The sequence below is a fragment of the Nocardioides sp. P5_E3 genome (assembly GCF_054049275.1).
This window is the reverse complement of sequence record NZ_JBFUMR010000009.1, coordinates 26,683-45,816: the sequence shown is the minus strand read 5'-3', so window position 1 is coordinate 45,816 and position 19,134 is coordinate 26,683. Positions and strand designations below refer to the sequence as shown.

The window sequence follows — 19,134 nt, the reverse complement described above, 5'->3', positions numbered from 1 at the left end:
CGAGGCCCACCTCCCTAGGATTGGCCCATGACGCAGCAGCCCTTCAGCCGCCCAGGTGCCATCGACCTCTCCGGGCTCGGCCGGCCGCCGGCGCCGCAGCAGGCGGCCCCGACCGCCGGCGCCGGGTCCGGGGCCGGGTCCGCCGGAGGGGCGTACTCCGTCGCGATCACGCAGGAGAACTTCCAGCAGGTGCTGCAGGAGTCGACGACGGCGCCCGTCGTCATCGTCTTCCACTCCGCGGCCCAGGCGCCGGGCAGCGAGCAGTACGCCGCCGACGTGGCCGCCGAGGCCGAGCGGCTGGAGGGCCGGCTGCTGGCCGCGCTGGTGGACGTCGACGCCCACCCCGAGATCGCCCAGGCCATGCAGATCCCTCAGGTGCCGCTGACGATGGTGGTCCTCGACGGCCGCCCGGTCAGCCAGCCGATCCCCGGGGCGCTGTCGCCCGAGGAGCTCTCCACGCTGTTCAGCCAGCTGGGTCAGCAGCTCACCGCCCAGGGCATCACCGGCCGGCACCAGCCCCGGTCAGGCGGCGCACCCGCGACCGAGGGTGAGGAGGAGGTCGTCGACCCGCGCTACGCCCCGGCCGAGGACGCGCTCGCCGCCGGCGACATCGACGCCGCGGTCGTGGAGTACCAGAAGCTGCTGGACGCCAACCCGGCCGACGTGGAGGCCGCCGGCGGTCTCGCGATCGCGAAGGTCATGCAGCGCACCCAGGGCGTCGACCTCAACGCCGCCCGGGCCGCGGCGGCTGACAGCCCCGACGACGTCGACGCGCAGACTCTGGTCGCCGACCTCGACATGCTCGGCGGGCACGTCGAGGACGCCTTCACCCGACTGGTCAACCTGGTCGCCCGCACCTCCGACAAGGACCGGGAGAAGGCGCGCGACCACCTCCTCGGCCTCTTCGCGGCAGTCGGCAACGACGACCCGCGCGTGCTGGCGGGCCGTCGCAACCTGGCCTCAGCGCTCTTCTGAGTCCCGCTTCCCGAGGACCGAGCGTCCGGCCTCGAGCCGGGCGACCGGCACGCGGAAGGGCGAGCACGAGACGTAGTTGAGGCCCACCTGGTCGAAGAAGTGGACCGACAGCGGGTCGCCGCCGTGCTCGCCGCACACACCGACCTTGAGGTCGGGCTTGGTCTTGCGACCCTTCTTCGTCCCCATCTCGACCATGCCGCCGACGCCGAGCTGGTCGAGCGACTCGAACGGCGAGACGTCGAAGATCCCGTGCTCGAAGTAGCGCGAGAAGAACGACGCCTCGACGTCGTCGCGGGAGAAGCCCCACGCCATCTGGGTCAGGTCGTTGGTGCCGAAGGAGAAGAAGTCGGCGGACTTGGCGATGCGGTTGGCCAGGAAGGCAGCTCGCGGCAGCTCGATCATCGTGCCGATGGCGATGTCGAGCTTGACCCCGCGCTCCTCCTCGACCTCGGCGATCTGCTGGTCGATCTCGGCCCGGACGATCTCGAGCTCGCGGACGCTCGCCACCAGCGGCACCATGATCTCCGGCCGCGGCGTGCCGTGGGCGGCCATCCGGTCCGCGGCGGCCTCGGCGATCGAACGCGCCTGCATGCGGAACAGGCCGGGGATCTGGATGCCCAGGCGCACGCCGCGGAGGCCCAGCATCGGGTTCTGCTCGTGGAGCCGGCGGACGTGCGTGAGCAGCTGCTTCGCGCGTTCGTCGACCTCTCCGCGCTCCTCGGCGAGGGCGACCTCGACGCTGAGCTCGGTGAGGTCGGGCAGGAACTCGTGCAGCGGTGGGTCGAGCAGCCGGATCGTCACGGGCAGGCCGTCCATGGCCTCGAGGATCTCGGTGAAGTCCTGGCGCTGCAGCGGGAGGAGCTCGTCGAGCGCGGCCTCCACGCCTGACTCGTCCTCGGCGACGATGAGCTTCTCCACCAGCTCGCGACGCTCCCCGAGGAACATGTGCTCGGTGCGGCACAGCCCGATGCCCTGGGCGCCGAAGCGGCGGGCCCGGGCGGCGTCGTCCGGGGTGTCGGCGTTGCTGCGGACCCGCAGCCGGCGGGCGCCGTCGGCGTGGGCCATGATCCGGGCGACCGCCTGGGCGAGGTCGTCGTCCAGCTTCTCGCCCTCGAAGTGGCGCACGACCACCGAGTCGGCGACCGGCACGGCGCCGGCGAACACCTCGCCGGTGGTGCCGTCGATGGAGATGACGTCGCCCTCGCGGATCGTCTCGCCGTCGCGGACGCGGAACTCCCCGGCCTTGGTGTCGACGTCGAGCGACTCGGCGCCGCACACGCACGTACGACCCATGCCGCGCGCCACGACCGCTGCGTGCGAGGTCTTGCCGCCGCGGCTGGTGAGGATGCCGCGGGCGGCCACCATGCCGCGCAGGTCGTCGGGGTTGGTCTCCTTGCGGACGAGGATGACGTCCTCGCCGCGATCGGCCCACTCCACGGCGGTGTCGGAGTCGAAGACGGCCTTGCCGACGGCGGCGCCCGGGGAGGCGTTCATGCCCTTCGCGAGGAGCGTGCGGTCGGCGGACTCGTCGAAGCGCGGGAACATCAGCTGGGCCAGCTGGTCGCCGGTCACGCGGAGCACGGCCTCGTCCATCTGGATCATGCCCTCGTCGACCATGTGGACCGCGATGCGGAACGCCGCCTCGGGGGTCCGCTTGCCGACGCGCGTCTGCAGCATCCACAGCTTGCCGCGCTCGACGGTGAACTCGATGTCGCACATGTCGCGGTAGTGGCGCTCGAGCCGCGTCATGATCTGCATCAGGTCGTCGTGGGACGCCCGGTCGATCTCGGCCATGTCGGCCAGGGACACGGTGTTGCGGATGCCGGCGACGACGTCCTCGCCCTGGGCGTTCTGGAGGTAGTCGCCGTACTCGCCCTGCGCGCCGCTGGCGGGGTCACGGGTGAAGGCGACGCCGGAGCCCGAGTCCATGCCGAAGTTGCCGAAGACCATGGCCTGCACGTTGACCGCGGTGCCGAGGTCCTCGGGGATCCGCTCCTGGCGGCGGTAGAGCCGCGCGCGGTCGGTGTTCCACGAGTCGAAGACGGCGCGGATCGCGAGGTCCATCTGCTCGCGCGGGTCCTGCGGGAAGTCGTGGCCGGTCTCGGCCTTGATGATGTCCTTGAAGGTCTCCACGACCCCGCGCAGGTCGTCGGCGTCGAGGTCGAGGTCGTTCTCCGTGCCCTTCGCCTTCTTCACCTCGTCGAGCGCCTCGGAGAAGAGCTCGGAGTCGACGTGCAGCACCGTGCCGCCGAACATCTGGAGCAGCCGGCGGTAGGAGTCCTGCGCGAAGCGCTCGGACTCGCTGCGGGCCGCCAGGCCGCCGACCGAGGTGTCGTTCAGCCCGACGTTGAGGACCGTCTCCATCATCCCCGGCATGGAGAACTTCGCGCCCGAGCGCACCGACACCAGGAGCGGGTCGTCGGCGTCGCCGAGCTTCTTGCCCATCGCCTCCTCGAGCGCCGCGAGGTGCTCGGTGACCTCCTCGGCCAGCCCCTCGGGCTCGCCTCCCTCGGCGAGGTAGGCGCGGCAGGTCTCGGTGGAGATCGTGAAGCCAGGCGGGACCGGCAGGCCGAGGTTGGTCATCTCGGCCAGGTTGGCGCCCTTGCCGCCCAGGAGGTCCTTCTTGTCCTTGCTTCCCTCTGCGAAGTCGTACACCCAGGTCATGAAGGCATCCTGCCTCAGCGACCGGACTCCGTATACGGCTGGTCGCCCGCGACCGCGGCCCGCACCCTCCGGGAGGTGAAGTCGGCGGCCAGCTCGTCGACCTCCTCCAGCGTGCAGAAGCGCACGTCGCGGATCTCGCGCTCCTGCATGACCACGCGCGCGAGCACCTCGGGGTCGTGGGTGCCCCCGTCGAAGACCAGGCACACCGCGTCGTCCCAGCCACCCCACGCGGGGAGCCAGTCGGTGAGCACCAGCTCGCCGGGCTCGATGTCGAGGCCGAGCTCCTCCTCGACCTCGCGCCGCACCGCCAGCCGCGGCGACTCGCCGACCTCGACCACGCCGCCGGGGAGGTCCCAGTCGCGCTTGTAGGTCAGCTGGCACAGCAACACGCGTCCCTCGGGGTCGCGCACGAGCATCTGGGAGATCGCCCGCTTGCGGGGGAGGAAGGAGTTGAGGAGGGACCGGAAGCCCTCGGGGTGGTCGACCGGACGGTCGTCGCGCACCCGGGCGTACACGACCCGGTCGGTCACCTCGCCGTCGAGGGTCAGCCCCCGGCTGACACCTTCCTTGAGGAGGCCGGCCCACGTGGCTGAGCGTTGCGCCTCGCGGTCCTCGAGCCCGACCAATGCCTCCACGCGCACGTGCTCGACGAGCGCGGACGCCACCTCGCGCCTCAAGTCATCGGTGGTCGCTCGATCGTCCCAGTCGATCCTCGCCACGCCGTCGGTCACCGTGATCACGCGGATGGAGGAGGACACCCGCTCACCCTAGCGAGGGGCAGCCAGCCCCAGCGTCGCGACGTGGGCCCGCGCGAGGGCCCCTGCTTCGTCAGGGCGCAGGCGCCCCAGGCTCACCGCCACGCCGAGTCCGTCCACGAGTGCGTGGAGCACCTGTGTGTGGTGGGCGACTGCAGGCCCGTCCAGCTCGGGCGATGTGATTCGCACGACGGTCTCGAGCCGATCGGCCAGGTCTTCCTCGCGTGCCTGGCGCTCGGCGACCACCGCGTCCAGCTCGCCCTCCAGTGGCCCGGCGCAGGGACGCCGTCGTGGGCGCCGCGACGGCGAGCCGCCACCACACCAGCTCCTCGGCGACCTGCTCCGGCACGGACGGCCACTTCGTTGAGCGCGAGCCGACGGAGGTCGGCCTCTGGGTTGAGCAGCCGCCGGACCGTGCTGATGGAGGTGGCGAGCACCTTCGCCAGGGCGTGACGGCTGAGTCGGTCCACTCCGTGGTCTCGCACGAGCGTGAAGCTCGCCAGCTCGAAGAAGGCGAACCGTCCTGCGTAGTCGACGATCTTGGGCACGCGCCCATTGCAGCAACCGACGCGAGGATGTGCGACCCGTCCTCCACAGTCGACGGTGTTGTGGCACGGGCTGGGTCGGATGCACAGCCGTGGGGCAGTGTCACAACCGGGACAGATCCGTGACGAGAGCTGGCTGGCGCTGTGTCACATCAACGGACGACGTCGAAGCGGGCCATCATCCCGTGGTCCTCGTGGTCGAGCATGTGGCAGTGGATCATGAAGGGGCCGGTGTAGTCGGAGAAGCGGGCAGCGACCTCGACCTCCTCACCGGGCTCGAGCCGCCAGGTGTCCTCCAGGCCCCGCTCCCACGGGGGCGGGCGCTTGCCGTCGCGACGCAGGGTGCGCCACTGCTCGGCGTGGATGTGGACGTAGTGCGTGACGTCGCTGGTGTTGCGGAAGCGCCACCGCTCGACGGTGTCGAGGCGGGCGCGGTGGTCGACCCGGCGCGGGTCGAACGCGCGGCCGTTGATCGTCCAGGCGCTGCCGTGGTGGGAGGACTCCTCGAGCCCGAACGTCCACGTCTGCGACACCTTCGCCGGGACGGGCGAGACCAGCTTCGGCGACGGCAGGCGTGACGGCAGCCGCGAGGCGTCCCGGGCCGGCGCGCCCACCCGGAACTCCATGACGGCGGTCTCGCGCGCGTCGTCCCCTGAGGTCCCGCTCGCGGCCGGCACCGACGCGAGCACGAGGCGCTGGCCCGTGGCGCCGCTGAAGTCGACGATCACGTCCGCGCGCTGCGCCGGTCCGAGCAGCACGCCGGACCGGACGACGGCCTTGGGGAGCAGGCCGCTGCCGGTGCCGATCTGCAGGAACGGCCGGCCGTCGGACAGCGTGAAGTTGTAGCTCGAGAAGGGCGAGGAGTTCAGCAGCCGCAGGCGGTAGCGGGTCGCCGACACGTCGAGGTACGGCGCGTAGCGGCCGTTGACCAGGACCTTGTCGCCGATCGTCGCGTCGTCCGGCGGCGCGTTGGCACCCGTCCACGACATGTCGCCGTGGTGGCCCACCATCTTCGGGCCGTCGGCGAACGGGTCGGTCAGCTGGTTGCCGCTGGTGAACGAGCGCTCCGAGACCATCAGCGGCACGTCGCGGTTGCCCGTTGGCAGGCTCAAGCCACGCCGGGGCGGGTCGGTGACGATGAACATGCCCTGCAGGCCGCGCCAGTTGTTGCGGGCGGTGCGGTCCATCCGGTGGTCGTGGTACCAGAAGAACGAGCCGGGCTCGGGACGGCCGTCGACCACCAGCGGGTAGTCGTAGGTCCGCTCGCTGCCGCGCGCGATCAGGTTCGTCGTCGGCTGGCCGTCATCCGCCGAGGCGTGGTGGTCGCCGTGCAGGTGCGTCGACATGGACCCGGCGCCGCGGGGGAGCCGGTTGACGACGGTCACCTCGGTGTCGCGCCCGCCACGCCGCCTGATGGTGGGCCCGGGATAGCTGCCGTCGTAGGTCCACATCGACGTGCGCGGCCCGTGGGGGAGGGTCCGCACCTCCGCGCGGCGCATGACCAGCCTGATGTCGGCGCCGTGGCGGGTGCTGGGGACCACGAGCGGCTGCTCGAAACGCGTGTCGACGGGCTCGACGCCGCCGGCGACCCCCTCGACGTTGACGACGCCGCGCATGTTGGGGTGGAACTTGCAGTAGAAGGCCCACGCGCCGGCCGACAGCGACTCGACCCCGGGGACGGTCGCGGACGTGCCCGCGGGGACGCGTACGTCGAACAGGGGCGTCCCGTCGGCGCCGCGGGCGACCGACGTGACGGTGTGGTCCATGGAGTCGAGGTTGACCACGGTGACGGTGCCGCCGCCACCGACGGTCACGTCGGGCGTGGCGAAGCCGGTCCGGGCGCCGCCCTCCTCGATGACGATCGTGGCGTTGCGCACCGGCTCGGCCGAGGCCCTGCGTCCGTCCGGCCCGGGCCCGGGGTCGATGGCCACGAGAGCGAGGGCGCACGCCACGACGACGACCAGCCAGGCCGTCTGCCTACGACGCAGGATCCCCGTCATCGTCCCGAGTGTGCATGAGCGACGGAGGGTCGGCACCCCTCGTCCGCGGTGGTCTGGACCTCGCCCGGATGTCCCGAAAATCGGGGATGACGGGCCCGCTGGTCCGTGCCACTACTGGAAGGTGGTGCCGACGGCACCGCTCACACTTTCCAGAAGGGTAGGACCACCATGCACGTGCCCACCGGACTGCGGAGGGTGGTAGCCGTCGTGTGCGCCACAGCGCTCGCGAGCTCGCCCGTACTCCTTGCACCCACGACTGCCGGCGCCGCCGGCACCTCCCCCACCAGTGCACGAGCGGCCACGCCGCACCTCACCGCGCTGCTGACCAAGAAGACGATCGCCGTCAAGGGTGCGGACGACCTGCACGCCGGGCGTGTGCACCTCGAGGTCAGGGGCCGCGGGATCGTCGAGTTCGTGACGTTCAAGAAGGGCTACGACATCGCCGACTTCACCGCGGACGTCAACAAGTTCGGCGCCAAGAACGACCTCAAGGCGCTCACGCGTGCGCTCAAGAACTCCACCATCGTCGGTGGCCTGTCCGGCGGCGGCACCGGCACCATCGTGTTCCCCAAGCCGGCGGCCTACACGCCGTTCTCGCTCGGTGAGCGCGGCGTGGTGACCGGCAAGACGCTCGTCGTCGACGGCCCCAAGCGCTCCTCCAAGACGCCGAGCACCGACGGCTCCATCATCGCGAAGAACGGGCCGTCGTGGGGAGGAGCCTCCCAGCTGCCCATGAAGGGTCGGTTCCAGTTCAAGAACAAGGCGGACCAGCCGCACTTCGTGTCACTGCAGCAGGTCGCGGAGGGCACCACCACCGACCAGGTGCTGGAGGCCCTGCAGAGCGAGGAGGGGGACGGACCGCCCCCGTCCTGGATCCTGCCGGCCAGCATGGAGACCGGGACGCTGAGCCCCGGCCGCAGCATGACGGTGGACTACGACCTGCCCGCGGGCCAGTACGTCGTCATGTGCTTCTTCCCCGACCCCAAGATGGGCGGCATGCCGCACGCCCTGATGGGGATGCTCAGGATGATCCACCTGACCTGATCAGGCGGGTCCGTCCTCCTTGCGGAACCACACCGTCGCCAGGGGCGGCACCACGATGTCAGCGTGGGCGGGCTGACCGTGGTGCTCGCCCTCGGTGGCGGTGACGGCACCGAGGTTGCCGACGCCCGAGCCGTGGTAGGACTCCGCGTCCGTGTTGAGGATCTCCGTCCACCGTCCCGCCGACGGCAGGCCGAGGCGGTAGCCCTCGTGCGGGGTGCCCGCGAAGTTGGCCACGCACACGAGGTCGGGCGCGCCGGGGGAGCGGCGTACGAACGAGAACGTGTTGGCGCCCGCGTCGTTGGCGTCGACCCACTGGAAGCCCGACGGCTCGTTGTCGCGGCCCCACAGCGCGCCGCTCTCGGCGTACGCGCGGTTCATGTCGCGCACCATCGCGTGGACACCGGCGTGCTCGGGGTGCTCGAGGAGCCACCAGTCCAGCTCGCGGCTCTCAGCCCACTCGGACTCCTGGCCGAACTCGCAGCCCATGAAGAGCAGCTGCTTGCCGGGGTGGGCCCACATGTAGGCGAGGTAGGCGCGCAGGTTGGCCAGCTGTTGCCAGCGGTCACCGGGCATCTTGCGCAGCAGCGAGCCCTTGCCGTGCACGACCTCGTCGTGGCTGATCGGCAGGACGTAGTTCTCCGCGAAGGCGTAGACGAGCGAGAAGGTCATCTGGCCGTGGTGGTGGCTGCGGTAGAGCGGGTCCTTGGAGACGTAGTTGAGCGAGTCGTGCATCCAGCCCATGTTCCACTTGAACCCGAAGCCGAGGCCGCCGTCGCTCGTGGGCCCGGTGACGCCCGGCCAGGCGGTCGACTCCTCGGCGATCGTCACGATGCCGGGCACTCGCTTGTAGACGGTGGCGTTCATCTCCTGGAGGAACTGCACCGCCTCGAGGTTCTCCCGGCCGCCGTCCTTGTTGGGCGACCACTCGCCGTGCTCGCGGGCGTAGTCGAGGTAGAGCATCGAGGCGACGCCGTCCACGCGCAGGCCGTCGGCGTGGTACTCCTCGAGCCAGTAGACCGCGTTGGCGTAGAGGAAGTTGCGCACCTCGTTGCGGCCGAAGTTGAAGATGTGGGAGCCCCACTCCTTGTGCCAGCCGCGCTGGGGGTTGGGGTCCTCGTAGAGCGGGGTGCCGTCGAAGCGGGCCAGGGCCCACTCGTCGGTGGCGAAGTGCCCGGGGACCCAGTCGAGGATCACGCCGACGCCGGCCTGGTGGAGCCGGTCGATGAGGCGCTTGAGCCCGTCGGGGTCGCCGAAGCGCGAGTCGGGGGCGAAGTAGGAGGTGACGTGGTAGCCCCACGAGCCGCCGAACGGGTGCTGCATCACGGGCATGAGCTCGACGTGGGTGAAGCCGAGGTCGGAGACGTAGGGGACCAGTGCGTCGGCGATCTCGTCCCACGAGTAGAGCTCGCCCGAGTAGTGCCTGCGCCACGAGGCGAGGTGCACCTCGTAGGTCGACATCGCCTCGTCGACGGGCTGGCTCGTGCGGCGCTTCTCCAGCCACGCCTCGTCGTTCCACTGGTGCTGCGACTGCCACACCTTCGAGGCGGAGCTCGGCGGCTTCTCGGCGTACTGGGCCAGGGGGTCGGCGCGGTCGACCCACTGGCCGTCGGCGCCGCGGATGCGGAACTTGTACTGCGACCCGACGCCGGCGTCCTCGACGTGGACGTGCCAGACGCCGGACCCGTCGAGGCGCGTCATCGGGTGCGCCGAGCCGTCCCAACCGGCCCACTCGCCGGCGACCTGGACCTCCATGGCGTTCGGGGCCCAGACGCGGAACGACGTGCCGTCCTCGCCGGCCTGCGCGCCGAGCACCCGCCAGAGCTCCTCGTGCCGGCCCTCCCCGATCAGGTGCAGGTCGAGCTCGCCGGGAGCGTGGGTGTCCCGCGGCGCGGCCGCGGGTGTTGCCTCTGGGGTGCTCGTGGGCTTGGTCGTGGGCTTGCTCGTGGGGTCGGTCATGATGTCTCCTCCAGCGCGGCGAGAGGGATGGCGAGCCATCCCGGACGATTGCGTGCTTCGTAGACCGCCTCGTAGACGACCTTGTCCGCGAGGTAGGCATCGAGCAGTACCCCGTTTGCGCCGTCGATCTCCTCGCCGCGCTTCTCGGTGTAGGCGGCGAGGAATGAGGCGCGGTTGCGCGCGGCCCACTCGGACGCCCGGTAGTCCCGCTGCTCGGCCTCGCCCCCGGCGTCGGCGCCACCGGTCATGGCGACCACGCGCGGGGCGTAGTCGAAGGAGCGGAGCATGCCCGCCACGTCGCGCCACACCGAGTCGGGCCTGAGCCGCTCGGCGAGCGGCTTGGCCGGCTCACCCTCGAAGTCGACGATCTTCCAGCCCTTGACGGTGCGCAGGGTCTGGCCCAGGTGCAGGTCGCCGTGGACCTGCTGCACCTCCACGGCGTCGAGCTCGCGCAACCGGGCGAACGTCTCGCGCAGCCTGCTCTCGTGGGCTGCCAGGTCGGGTACGACGTCGAGCGCGGCGACGAGCCGGCCCTCCATCGCCCCGGCCAGCTCGCCCAGGGCGTCGGCCTCGCGCCGCTCGACCGGGAAGTGCTCGGCCAGGTCGCCGTGCACCTCGGCCAGCGCGATCCCGAGCCGCGCGGCCTCGCCGGCGAAGTCGCCGCCGACCTCGTCGGCGTGCAGGTCGGCCTCGGCGAACAGGTTGCGCACGCTGGCCAGCGCCAGGTCCCAGCCGTCGCTCGCGGTGCGGAGGAACTGCTGGAGCATCGCGAGCTGGATGGTCGTGTTGGTGTCGTCGTCGACGAGGTCGAGCCACCCGTAGAGCGCGGCGACGTGCGTCGAACCGGCCTCGGTGAGGACCTGGTGGATCGCGATGTCGGGGTTGACCCCCGGGGTCACCTTGCGGAAGACCTTCATCAGCGCGTCCTCGCCGAACGCGACCGACGAGTTGGACTGCTCGCCGGAGAAGAGCGTCGAGTGGGCCTCGATGTCGAGGTCGTGGCCCGGCAGCCGGTGGAACATGAGGTCGCCGCGCACGTCGGACGGCGGCCTCGGCTCGACGCCGTGCCGGGCGAACGCCGCCAGCCACAGCGCCATCGCCTGGCGGTCGTGCAGGGCGTCGTAGACGTGCGCGCGCCCGAGCTGGTCGTCGTCCCACTCGCCGATGAGCGCGTGCGAGATCCGCTCCTGCGGCTCGGCGTAGAACGCCAGCGGCAGCTGGTAGAGGTCGGTGGACCCGTCGTCGTACGTCACCTCGGCGAGCTGGATCGCGACCCGCAGGCCCTCGGGGGCGTCGGGGAGCTCACCGACGCGGCGCACGGCCGTCAGCGTCCAGTCGCGCCCCTTGCCGCCGAACCACCGGGCCTCGGTGATCCAGCTGGTCAGGTCGTCGTTCACGATCCCTCCACCCCCGCGCCCGTCGGTTCGGTCAGCCTCAGCCAGAGGAAGCCGTAGCCACCCAGGGTGAGCAGGTAGGGCAGCTCGCCGACGGCCGGGAACGGCACGCCGCCCAGCAGCTCGACGGGGACCATGCCCTCCCACTGCCGCAGGTCGAGCTCGACCGGCTGCGGGAAGCGGGACAGGTTGTTGACGCAGAGGATCACGTCGCGGTCGTCGTCCCCGCGGTGCTCGCGGATGTAGGACAGGACGCTCGGGTTCGAGCCGCCGAGGTCGACGAAGTCACCGAGCCCGAAGGCCGGGTGGCGGCGCCGCGCGTGGACCAGACGACGGGTCCAGTGCAGCAGCGAGGAGGTGTTCTCCAGCTGCGCCTCGACGTTGACCGACTGGTAGCCGTAGACCGGGTCCTGGATCGCCGGCAGGTGGAGCTTGCCGGGCGTGGCGGCGGAGAACCCCGCGTTGCGGTCGGGCGTCCACTGCATCGGCGTACGCACGCCGTCGCGGTCACCGAGCCAGATGTTGTCGCCCATCCCGATCTCGTCGCCGTAGTAGAGGACGGGTGAGCCGGGCAGCGACAGGAGGAGCGCGGTGAAGAGCTCCATCCGGTTGACGTCGTTGTCGAGCAGCGGCGCGAGCCGGCGGCGGATGCCGATGTTGGCCTTCATCCGCGGGTCGTGGGCATACTCCGACCACATGTAGTCGCGGTCCTCGTCGGTCACCATCTCGAGGGTGAGCTCGTCGTGGTTGCGCAGGAAGATGCCCCACTGGCAGCCGTCGGGGATCGACGGGGTCTGCTCGAGGATCTCCGAGATCGGGAAGCGCGACTCGCGGCGCACCGCCATGAAGATGCGTGGCATGACGGGGAAGTGGAAGGCCATGTGGCACTCGGTGCCGATCCACCGGCCGTCCTCGGTCTCCTCGGGACCGAAGTACTCCACGACGTCGGCCGGCCACTGGTTGGCCTCGCAGAGCAGCACGCGCCCGGGGTAGTTCTCGTCGACGAAGCGACGGCACTTCTTCAGGAAGTCGTGCGTCTCGGGGAGGTTCTCGCCGTTGGTGCCGGGGCGCTCGTAGAGGTACGGCACCGCGTCGAGCCGGAACCCGTCGAGGCCCATGTCGAGCCAGAAGGCCATCGCCTCCAGCATCGCGTCGTGGACCTTGGGGTTGTCGAAGTTGAGGTCCGGCTGGTGGTGGAAGAACCGGTGCCAGAAGTACTGCTGGCGCACCGGGTCCCACGTCCAGTTGGACGGCTCGGTGTCGACGAAGATGACGCGGGCGTCCTGGTAGAGCTCGTCTGTGTCGGACCAGACGTAGAAGTCGCCGTAGGGCCCCTCGGGGTCGCTGCGGCTGGCCTGGAACCACGGGTGGGCGTCGCTCGTGTGGTTCATGACGAAGTCGATGATCACGCGGATGCCGCGCTGGTGGCAGGCGTCGAGGAACTCGTGGAAGTCCTCGACCGTGCCGCACTCGGGGAGGATGTTGTTGTAGTCGGCGACGTCGTAGCCGCCGTCGCGCAGGGGCGAGGTGAAGAACGGCGGGACCCACAGGCAGTCCACGCCCAGCCACTCGAGGTAGTCGAGCTTCTCGATCAGACCCTTGAAGTCGCCGGTGCCGTCGCCGTTGGAGTCGCGGAACGACCGCACCAGCACCTCGTAGAAGACCGCCGTGCGGAACCAGTCGGGCTCCGCGTTGAGCACGGCGGTCGCGCGGGTCGCGTCCGTCGGCATCTGGGACGAGGTGGGGTGGTCGGTCAACGGGTCCTCCTGACGGCGATCACGTGGGCAGGTTCGTAGCCGGGATCGAGCCGGACGTAGTTGTGCGCGGTCCAGCTCCAGTCCTCCCCGGTGATCTCGTCATGGGCGACGAAGGAGTCGTGCCACTCCAGGCCGAGGGCCGGCATCTCGAGGTGGATCATCGTCTCGCGCGTGCCGTGCGGGTCGAGGTTGATGACGCTGATGACCACGTCGTCGCCGTGCGTCTTCGAGAAGACCAGCACGTGGTCGTCGTCGCTCGAGTGGATCGTCACGTTGCGCAGCAGCTGGAGGGCCGGGTGCTGGCGACGGATCTGGTTGAGCCGCGTCAGGTAGGGAGCGAGCGTGGTGCCCTCGGCGTCGCGCTTCTCCCAGTCACGGATGCGGATCTGGAACTTCTCCGAGTCGAGGTACTCCTCCGACCCGGGCTTCACCGCGACGTGCTCGAACAGCTCGTAGCCGGCGTAGACGCCCCAGCTGGGCGACCCGGTGGCGGCGAGGGCCGCGCGCACCTTGAACGCCGCCGGTCCGCCGTACTGCAGGTAGGCGTGGAGGATGTCGGGGGTGTTGACGAAGAAGTTCGGTCGCATCAGGTGGTCGGACTCGCTCGAGACCTCGAGGAGGTAGTCCTCGATCTCGCGCTTGCCGGTGCGCCAGGTGAAGTAGGTGTAGCTCTGGTGGTAGCCGACCGCGCCGAGGCCGTGCATCATCGCCGGCCGGGTGAACGCCTCGGACAGGAAGAGCACGTCGGGGTCCGTACGGCGTACCTCCGCCAGCAGCCACTCCCAGAAGGCCAGCGGCTTGGTGTGCGGGTTGTCGACGCGGAAGATCCGCACGCCGTGAGACATCCAGAGCTTCACGACCCGCAGCACCTCGCGGCAGATGCCGGCCGGGTCGTTGTCGAAGTTCATCGGGTAGATGTCCTGGTACTTCTTCGGCGGGTTCTCGGCGTACGCGATCGTCCCGTCCGCCCGCGTCGTGAAGAACTGCGGGTGCGTGGTCACCCACGGGTGGTCGGGCGCCGCCTGGAGCGCGAGGTCGAGGGCCACCTCGATGTCGAGCTCACGAGCACGCGCCACGAAGGCGTCGAAGTCCTCGAACGTCCCGAGCTCGGGGTGGATCGCGTCGTGGCCGCCGTCCTTGCTGCCGATCGCCCACGGCGATCCGGTGTCCTCGGGGCCCGGGGTCAGGGTGTTGTTGGGGCCCTTGCGGTTGACCTCGCCGATCGGGTGGATCGGCGGGAGGTAGAGGACGTCGAAGCCCATCTCCGCGACCCGGTCGAGGCGCTTGGTCGCCGTGCGGAAGTTGCCGCTGGTGATCTTGCCGGTCTTCGCGTCGCGCGTCGCGCCCTCCGAGCGCGGGAAGAACTCGTACCAGCTGCCGAAGAGCGCGCGGGTGCGGTCGGCGCGGAACCGGAACGGCCCCGTGACGGTGAGCAGCTCGCGCAGCGGGTGCGCGAGGAGGACGGCCTCGAGCCCGGGGTCCTGGAGGGCGGCGAGGCGCGCGCCGGCGGGACGCTCGGTGTCGGTCGCTGCCGCGATCGCGCCCGAGACGACGGCGGCGGACGGCTTGTCGAGCGCGTCCTTGCCCGTCCCTGCGGCCACGCGCTCCAGCAGGAGCCGCGCCTCGGTGAACATGAGCTCCACGTCGACCCCGGCGGGGACCTTGATGCCCGCGTCGTGCTCCCAGGTCGCGACCGGGTCGGACCACGAGTGGATCTCGAAGGTCCACTCGCCCTCGACGTCGGGCGTCACGTGGGCGACGTAGCGGTTGGGCGCCTCGCCGTCGGGTCGCATCCGCACGGGCTCGCGGGTCCGTCCCTGCGGATCCGTGGCGACCACCTCCGCGGCGAGCTGGTCGTGGCCCTCGCGGAAGACCGAAGCGCGCACGGGCAGCGGCTCCCCGACGGTGGCCTTGGCCGACTGGCGACCCAGGTCGACCACGGGAGAGACATCCATCACGGGTATCCGTCCAACCATGGCCCCACACTTGCGAACCCGAACCTCGCACGCAAGCCGACCACGGCCGAGGCCACCCCTTGGGACGTCCCGACCGCGGTCGATCCCGCGCGGGCCGCGGCCGGTCAGCGCACCATGGCCACCCTGATGGTGCGCAGCCTGCTGCGCGACGGGGCGAACGCCGTGGCGTCTGCCGGCACGAACCTCGCCCGCACGGTGGTGCGACCGGGGCGCAGTGCCTTCTTCGGCACCCCCACACGCGCGGTCCCGTCGTCGGTGGCGACGACCTTCCACGTCCGGCCGGCGAGCCGGACCACGAACCGGCCGGCCTCGCGATCGCCGGCCGAACGCACGGTCAGGAACAGCACCGGAGCGGGCTTGTGTCGGGTCTGGAAGGCTCGCTTGACGACCATCCGGGTACGGGTCTCGACAGCGGCTCCGCCGGTCGTCCCAGCTCCCGTCCCGGGGGAGTCGGGGGTCGTGGTCCCGGTCGCGGTCCCGCCGGGGCTCCCGGTCGTGGTGCCGGTCGTGGTGCCGGGCGTGGAGCCGGTCGTCGTGCCCGCCGGCTGCTCGGGCAGCCCGGCGTCCTCCGCGAAGACCTGGAGCTCCGAGGCGTGCACGATCGTGCCGCGGTCCGAGCCCGTCTTGCAGTCGGTCTCCAGCGGGTTGACCGCCTGTTCGGAGGCCGCGGTCTGGTCGCCGGCGTAGGCCTCCTGGCCGGTGCACTGGTTCTCCAGCGTGACCAGGCGTACGGCGGCAGCCGGGGTGTCGGGCACGTCGAACCCACGAAGGTTGAGCGTCGGTGCGACCGGCCGGGGCAGGCCGCTCGGGAAGGCGTCCGCCGGCGAGGTGTAGAACCGCGTCCACGTGGCGTCGGGCGAGGCACAGCTCGCGGTGCAGGCCTCGAGGGCGAACTGTCGCAGCGCGGTGAAGCGCGAGCCGGAGTCCGGGTCATCCTGCGCCAGCGGGATGTCCGTCGGCGAGGCCGGTGCCGGGGTGAGGTGGGCGCTCACCTGCACCCGCTTCACCGTGCTGACCTCACCGGCGAGGTCGACCGACACCGACGGGTGCGACTCGTCGACCTGGGCCTCGGTCACCCCGCCCCAGGTGGTCGCCTCGGTGCCGTCGATGAGCGCGTCCGGGTTGAGCGAGCCCTCGGTGGAGCCGATGACGGTGGCGCCCGCGGCCGAGGATGCGAGGTTGACCACGTCGCCCACGGTCTCGGTGCGTGGCCCACCGTCAGCCAGGACCGTCATCGTCCAGCGCGTGAAGCCGCGGTCGGGCGAGACGGCCACCATGTCGTAGGTGCCGGGTGTGAAGGCGGCGCTGGCACCCAGAGCCGTCCCGGGGTCGGTGTCGGCGACCGGGGTCACCCGCGCCTCGTAGTCACCGACGTAGATCTTCGCCTTGCCGGTGGTGGCGAACGTGACCGTCGAGGTCGGGCCGGTCGGGGTCGCGAAGCTCGGCGTCGGCTCGCTGTCGTCGGCGTCGGCCACGGCGGCGCCCGCCCCCATGCCGCGGCGGGCGAAGGCCGCCCACATGACGTCCGCGTCCGCGCCGCCGAACCGCATCTGGTCGGCGGCGATCATGGCGTCGCGGGCGTCCAGCATCGAGGTCGCGCCCTGCTGGAGCAGGAACGCGTCGAACATCAGCTGCACCCAGCGCCGGTTGCCCGGGCAGGTCTCGACGGGGCGCGGCGTGGCGGTCGGCGTCGCCTGCGCGCACGCGAGCTGCAGCTGCGCGTCGTCGTACGGGAACCGGGCGTCGTACTTCTCCACGAGGGCCTGGCGGACCTCCCACATGGTCCCGTTCCAGATCTCGCCGTCGGCGTGGACCTCCGGACCGGTGGAGTCGAAGCCGTAGTCGGAGAAGTTGAGCGGGTTGCGGTCGATGGCGTAGTCGCGGATCGCGGTCTCGGTGTTGCCGGTGGCGTAGGCGCCGACGGCCCACACGTTCCCGCCGTTGCTGTAGCCGTGCGAGAACTGGTACTCGCCGGCGACCAGGTCGCCCCACGACTCGCCCATCGCGCCACCGTGCTCCGACGTCAGGCCCTCGTCGGGTCCGCCGACCATGCGGTTGCTGATGGCGTGGGTGTACTCGTGGCCGACGATGCCCATGTCGAGGCCACCGTCGGTGCAGGGTGCGTAGAACGCGCCGGCGATCGGCTCGAAGAGGTACTGGTTGGTGATGCCCGGGGTGCCGTCCTGCAGCGTGACCTGGTTGGCGTTGTCGCGCCCGAGGAAGCTCGGGCTGCCGCCGGTGATGGCGCCGGCCTGGGCGTTGCCCACCTCCTGGTCGCCGGCGACCCCGCCCCGGCTGCCGTTGTCGAGCTGCAGGTTGTAGTTGTCCTCGGTGAAGCCGAGGTAGTAGGAGTAGTCGTGCATGCGGTTGTGGGCGGCGAAGAGGTTGCCCACCGACGCGTCGATGTCGTTGCCTCCGGGCACGAGCTGGCCGACGTCGCAGCGGCTGTTGTTCCAGCGGTCCTCGAAGTCCGCGGTGTAGTGGCGATCAGCGGAGACGGGCGCCTGGAGCAGCCCGCCGGGGGTGAGCGGGCTGGCCCACGCCTCGTGGGTGTTGGCGTTGTTGCCGACGGTCGTGAAGGTGGGCAGGGCGCTGACGGTGTCCCACGGCCCGAAGGCGGCGACGTTGCGCAGCGGGGTCGGCGGGGCGGTGCAGCCGGCCTCGGCGTTCCAGCACCCGACGATCGAGTTGTCCGGCGTCTCGGTGGGGGAGTCGAGGGTCGGGTTGGCGGTGAACCAGCGCCAGCGCGGGTTGGCGGCGAGGTCGCCGGCGCCGGGCGCGGCGGTGTCGCTGGCGCTGACCGCGAGGGCGTACTGGCCGGCGACCACGGACGCGGCGTCGAACGGGCAGACCTGTGCGGCGTAGGTGCCGGCGGGGATGGCGGCGGCGGAGTACGTCGCCACCTCGGGGTTGGTCGCCAGGTCGCCCGAGACGAGGACCTCGTCACCGCGGAAGATCTTCACGACGAAGTCGTCGGTGGGCAGACCCGTGGCGACCGCGGTGATCGAGCGGGTCAGGTCGTCCTCGAGGTCGAAGGGCTGCTTGGGTCCGCACGCCGTCGGGGTGACGGCGCCCGTGAACACGTCGTTGTAGGCGAAGTTGTTGGTCTTGTTGTGGCGCACGAGGACCTTGCCCGTGATGCCGTCGACCAGTGAGGTGAAGGCCAGGGTGGAGCCGCCGGCCACGTCCACGACGTTGGCCTCGAGGACCGGGCGGACGGTGCCGTCGGCCATCGGCAGGGCGCGGAGTCGCACCTGCTGCTCCTGGGCGAAGCCGGGAACGCTGAGCCGGGTCCATCCACCACTCACGGAGCGGACGACGTCGCCGACCGTGTCGGCCGGGATGCCGACAGACAGGTCCTCAGCCGCCCTCAGCCAGCCCTGGAGCGGGGTGAGGGTGGCGGCCGGCATCGCGGTCGTCGGGCGCGCCAGCGAGGACGAGACGTAGGCCACCTGGCCGTCCGCCACACCGACCGTCACCAGCCCGCCCAGCGCGGGGGCCGTCCCGTCGAAGTCCTGGCGGAGGAGCACGGCGCGGGCGGCCGAGCCCGCGAGCTGCTGGGAGCTGACGAGCGCCAGGTCGTCGACGTCGGCGGGCGACATGCCGAACGCGGCCGCGTGGTCGCGCAGCCAGTCGCGTGCGGCCACCACGGGCGTGCCGTCCGCGGCGCCGAGGCTGCCGTCCGCCGGGAGGATCGACGCGGGGGTGCCGAGGGAGCCCCAGCGCGTGGTCACGTCGCCGAGCGCCGCGACGGCCTGGCGCTGGAGCGGGGTCGGGACGGCCGAGCCGCGGGTGTCCACGTCCCGGGGGCCGGCGACGGGGTCGCCGAGGGTGCGGACGTCCGGCGGAGTGGGGCCCGGGGTGCTCGTCCCGGTCCCGGCGGTGGCCGAGGACGCGACCGGGGGGATGGTGCTGAGCGTGGAGATCGCGAGCAGCGTCGCGACGGCGAGGGAGGCGCGACCGAGGCGGGGTCGGGGGATGGTCATGCCGCAACAACGGCGTGGTGGGTCCTCGGGTTATGCGCAGCTGTGAAGCGCAGGGGTGGGGGGCGCTCTTGGATCGTTCCAA

General features: G+C 71.3%; 10 protein-coding genes. 2 read left to right on the top strand and 8 right to left on the bottom strand.

What is annotated here, in order from left to right; genetic code table 11:
• The first annotated feature begins 27 nt into the window (after window positions 1-27).
• Entirely contained in the window at window positions 28-975 is a 948-nt protein-coding gene (locus ACXJKB_RS07415; RefSeq protein WP_457186911.1) for a tetratricopeptide repeat protein, read from the top strand.
• Here the strand turns inward: ACXJKB_RS07415 and ppdK are convergent.
• The 3 genes from ppdK to ACXJKB_RS07400 form a co-directional block, all read right to left on the bottom strand.
• The gene (gene ppdK / locus ACXJKB_RS07410) at window positions 961-3,639 is read right to left on the bottom strand and encodes a pyruvate, phosphate dikinase (RefSeq protein WP_457186909.1); all 2,679 of its coding nucleotides are present in this window, start codon (window positions 3,637-3,639) and stop codon (window positions 961-963) included. The genes ACXJKB_RS07415 and ppdK overlap by 15 nt on opposite strands.
• A gap of 14 nt (window positions 3,640-3,653) precedes the next feature.
• Window positions 3,654-4,397, bottom strand: coding sequence for an NUDIX domain-containing protein (locus tag ACXJKB_RS07405; protein ID WP_457186907.1), 744 nt, complete (start codon window positions 4,395-4,397; stop codon window positions 3,654-3,656).
• Window positions 4,398-5,091: 694 nt separating this feature from the next.
• A complete protein-coding gene (locus tag ACXJKB_RS07400) occupies window positions 5,092-6,939 on the bottom strand; it encodes a multicopper oxidase domain-containing protein (protein WP_457186905.1) in 1,848 nt (615 codons plus the stop codon).
• A gap of 168 nt (window positions 6,940-7,107) precedes the next feature.
• Between ACXJKB_RS07400 and ACXJKB_RS07395 the strand changes: the two genes are divergently transcribed.
• Entirely contained in the window at window positions 7,108-7,983 is an 876-nt protein-coding gene (locus ACXJKB_RS07395; RefSeq protein ID WP_457186903.1) for a hypothetical protein, read from the top strand.
• Here the strand turns inward: ACXJKB_RS07395 and glgB are convergent, their stop codons facing one another.
• The 5 genes from glgB to ACXJKB_RS07370 all read right to left on the bottom strand — a co-directional run bounded on the left by glgB (window position 7,984) and on the right by ACXJKB_RS07370 (window position 19,052).
• The gene (glgB, locus tag ACXJKB_RS07390; protein ID WP_457186901.1) at window positions 7,984-9,939 is read right to left on the bottom strand and encodes a 1,4-alpha-glucan branching protein GlgB; all 1,956 of its coding nucleotides are present in this window, start codon (window positions 9,937-9,939) and stop codon (window positions 7,984-7,986) included.
• On the bottom strand, window positions 9,936-11,336 hold the full coding sequence (locus ACXJKB_RS07385; RefSeq protein ID WP_457186899.1) for a maltokinase N-terminal cap-like domain-containing protein: 1,401 nt from the start codon (window positions 11,334-11,336) through the stop codon (window positions 9,936-9,938). Before ACXJKB_RS07385 ends, glgB begins: the two co-directional genes overlap by 4 nt.
• Complete coding sequence (treS, locus tag ACXJKB_RS07380; protein WP_457187075.1) at window positions 11,333-13,063, bottom strand: maltose alpha-D-glucosyltransferase; 1,731 nt, start codon at window positions 13,061-13,063, stop codon at window positions 11,333-11,335. Before treS ends, ACXJKB_RS07385 begins: the two co-directional genes overlap by 4 nt.
• Before the next feature lie 23 nt (window positions 13,064-13,086).
• A complete protein-coding gene (locus ACXJKB_RS07375; RefSeq protein ID WP_457186897.1) occupies window positions 13,087-15,066 on the bottom strand; it encodes a maltotransferase domain-containing protein in 1,980 nt (659 codons plus the stop codon).
• 104 nt (window positions 15,067-15,170) lie between these two features.
• Complete coding sequence (locus ACXJKB_RS07370) at window positions 15,171-19,052, bottom strand: M36 family metallopeptidase (RefSeq protein ID WP_457186895.1); 3,882 nt, start codon at window positions 19,050-19,052, stop codon at window positions 15,171-15,173.
• Window positions 19,053-19,134 lie beyond the last annotated feature (82 nt).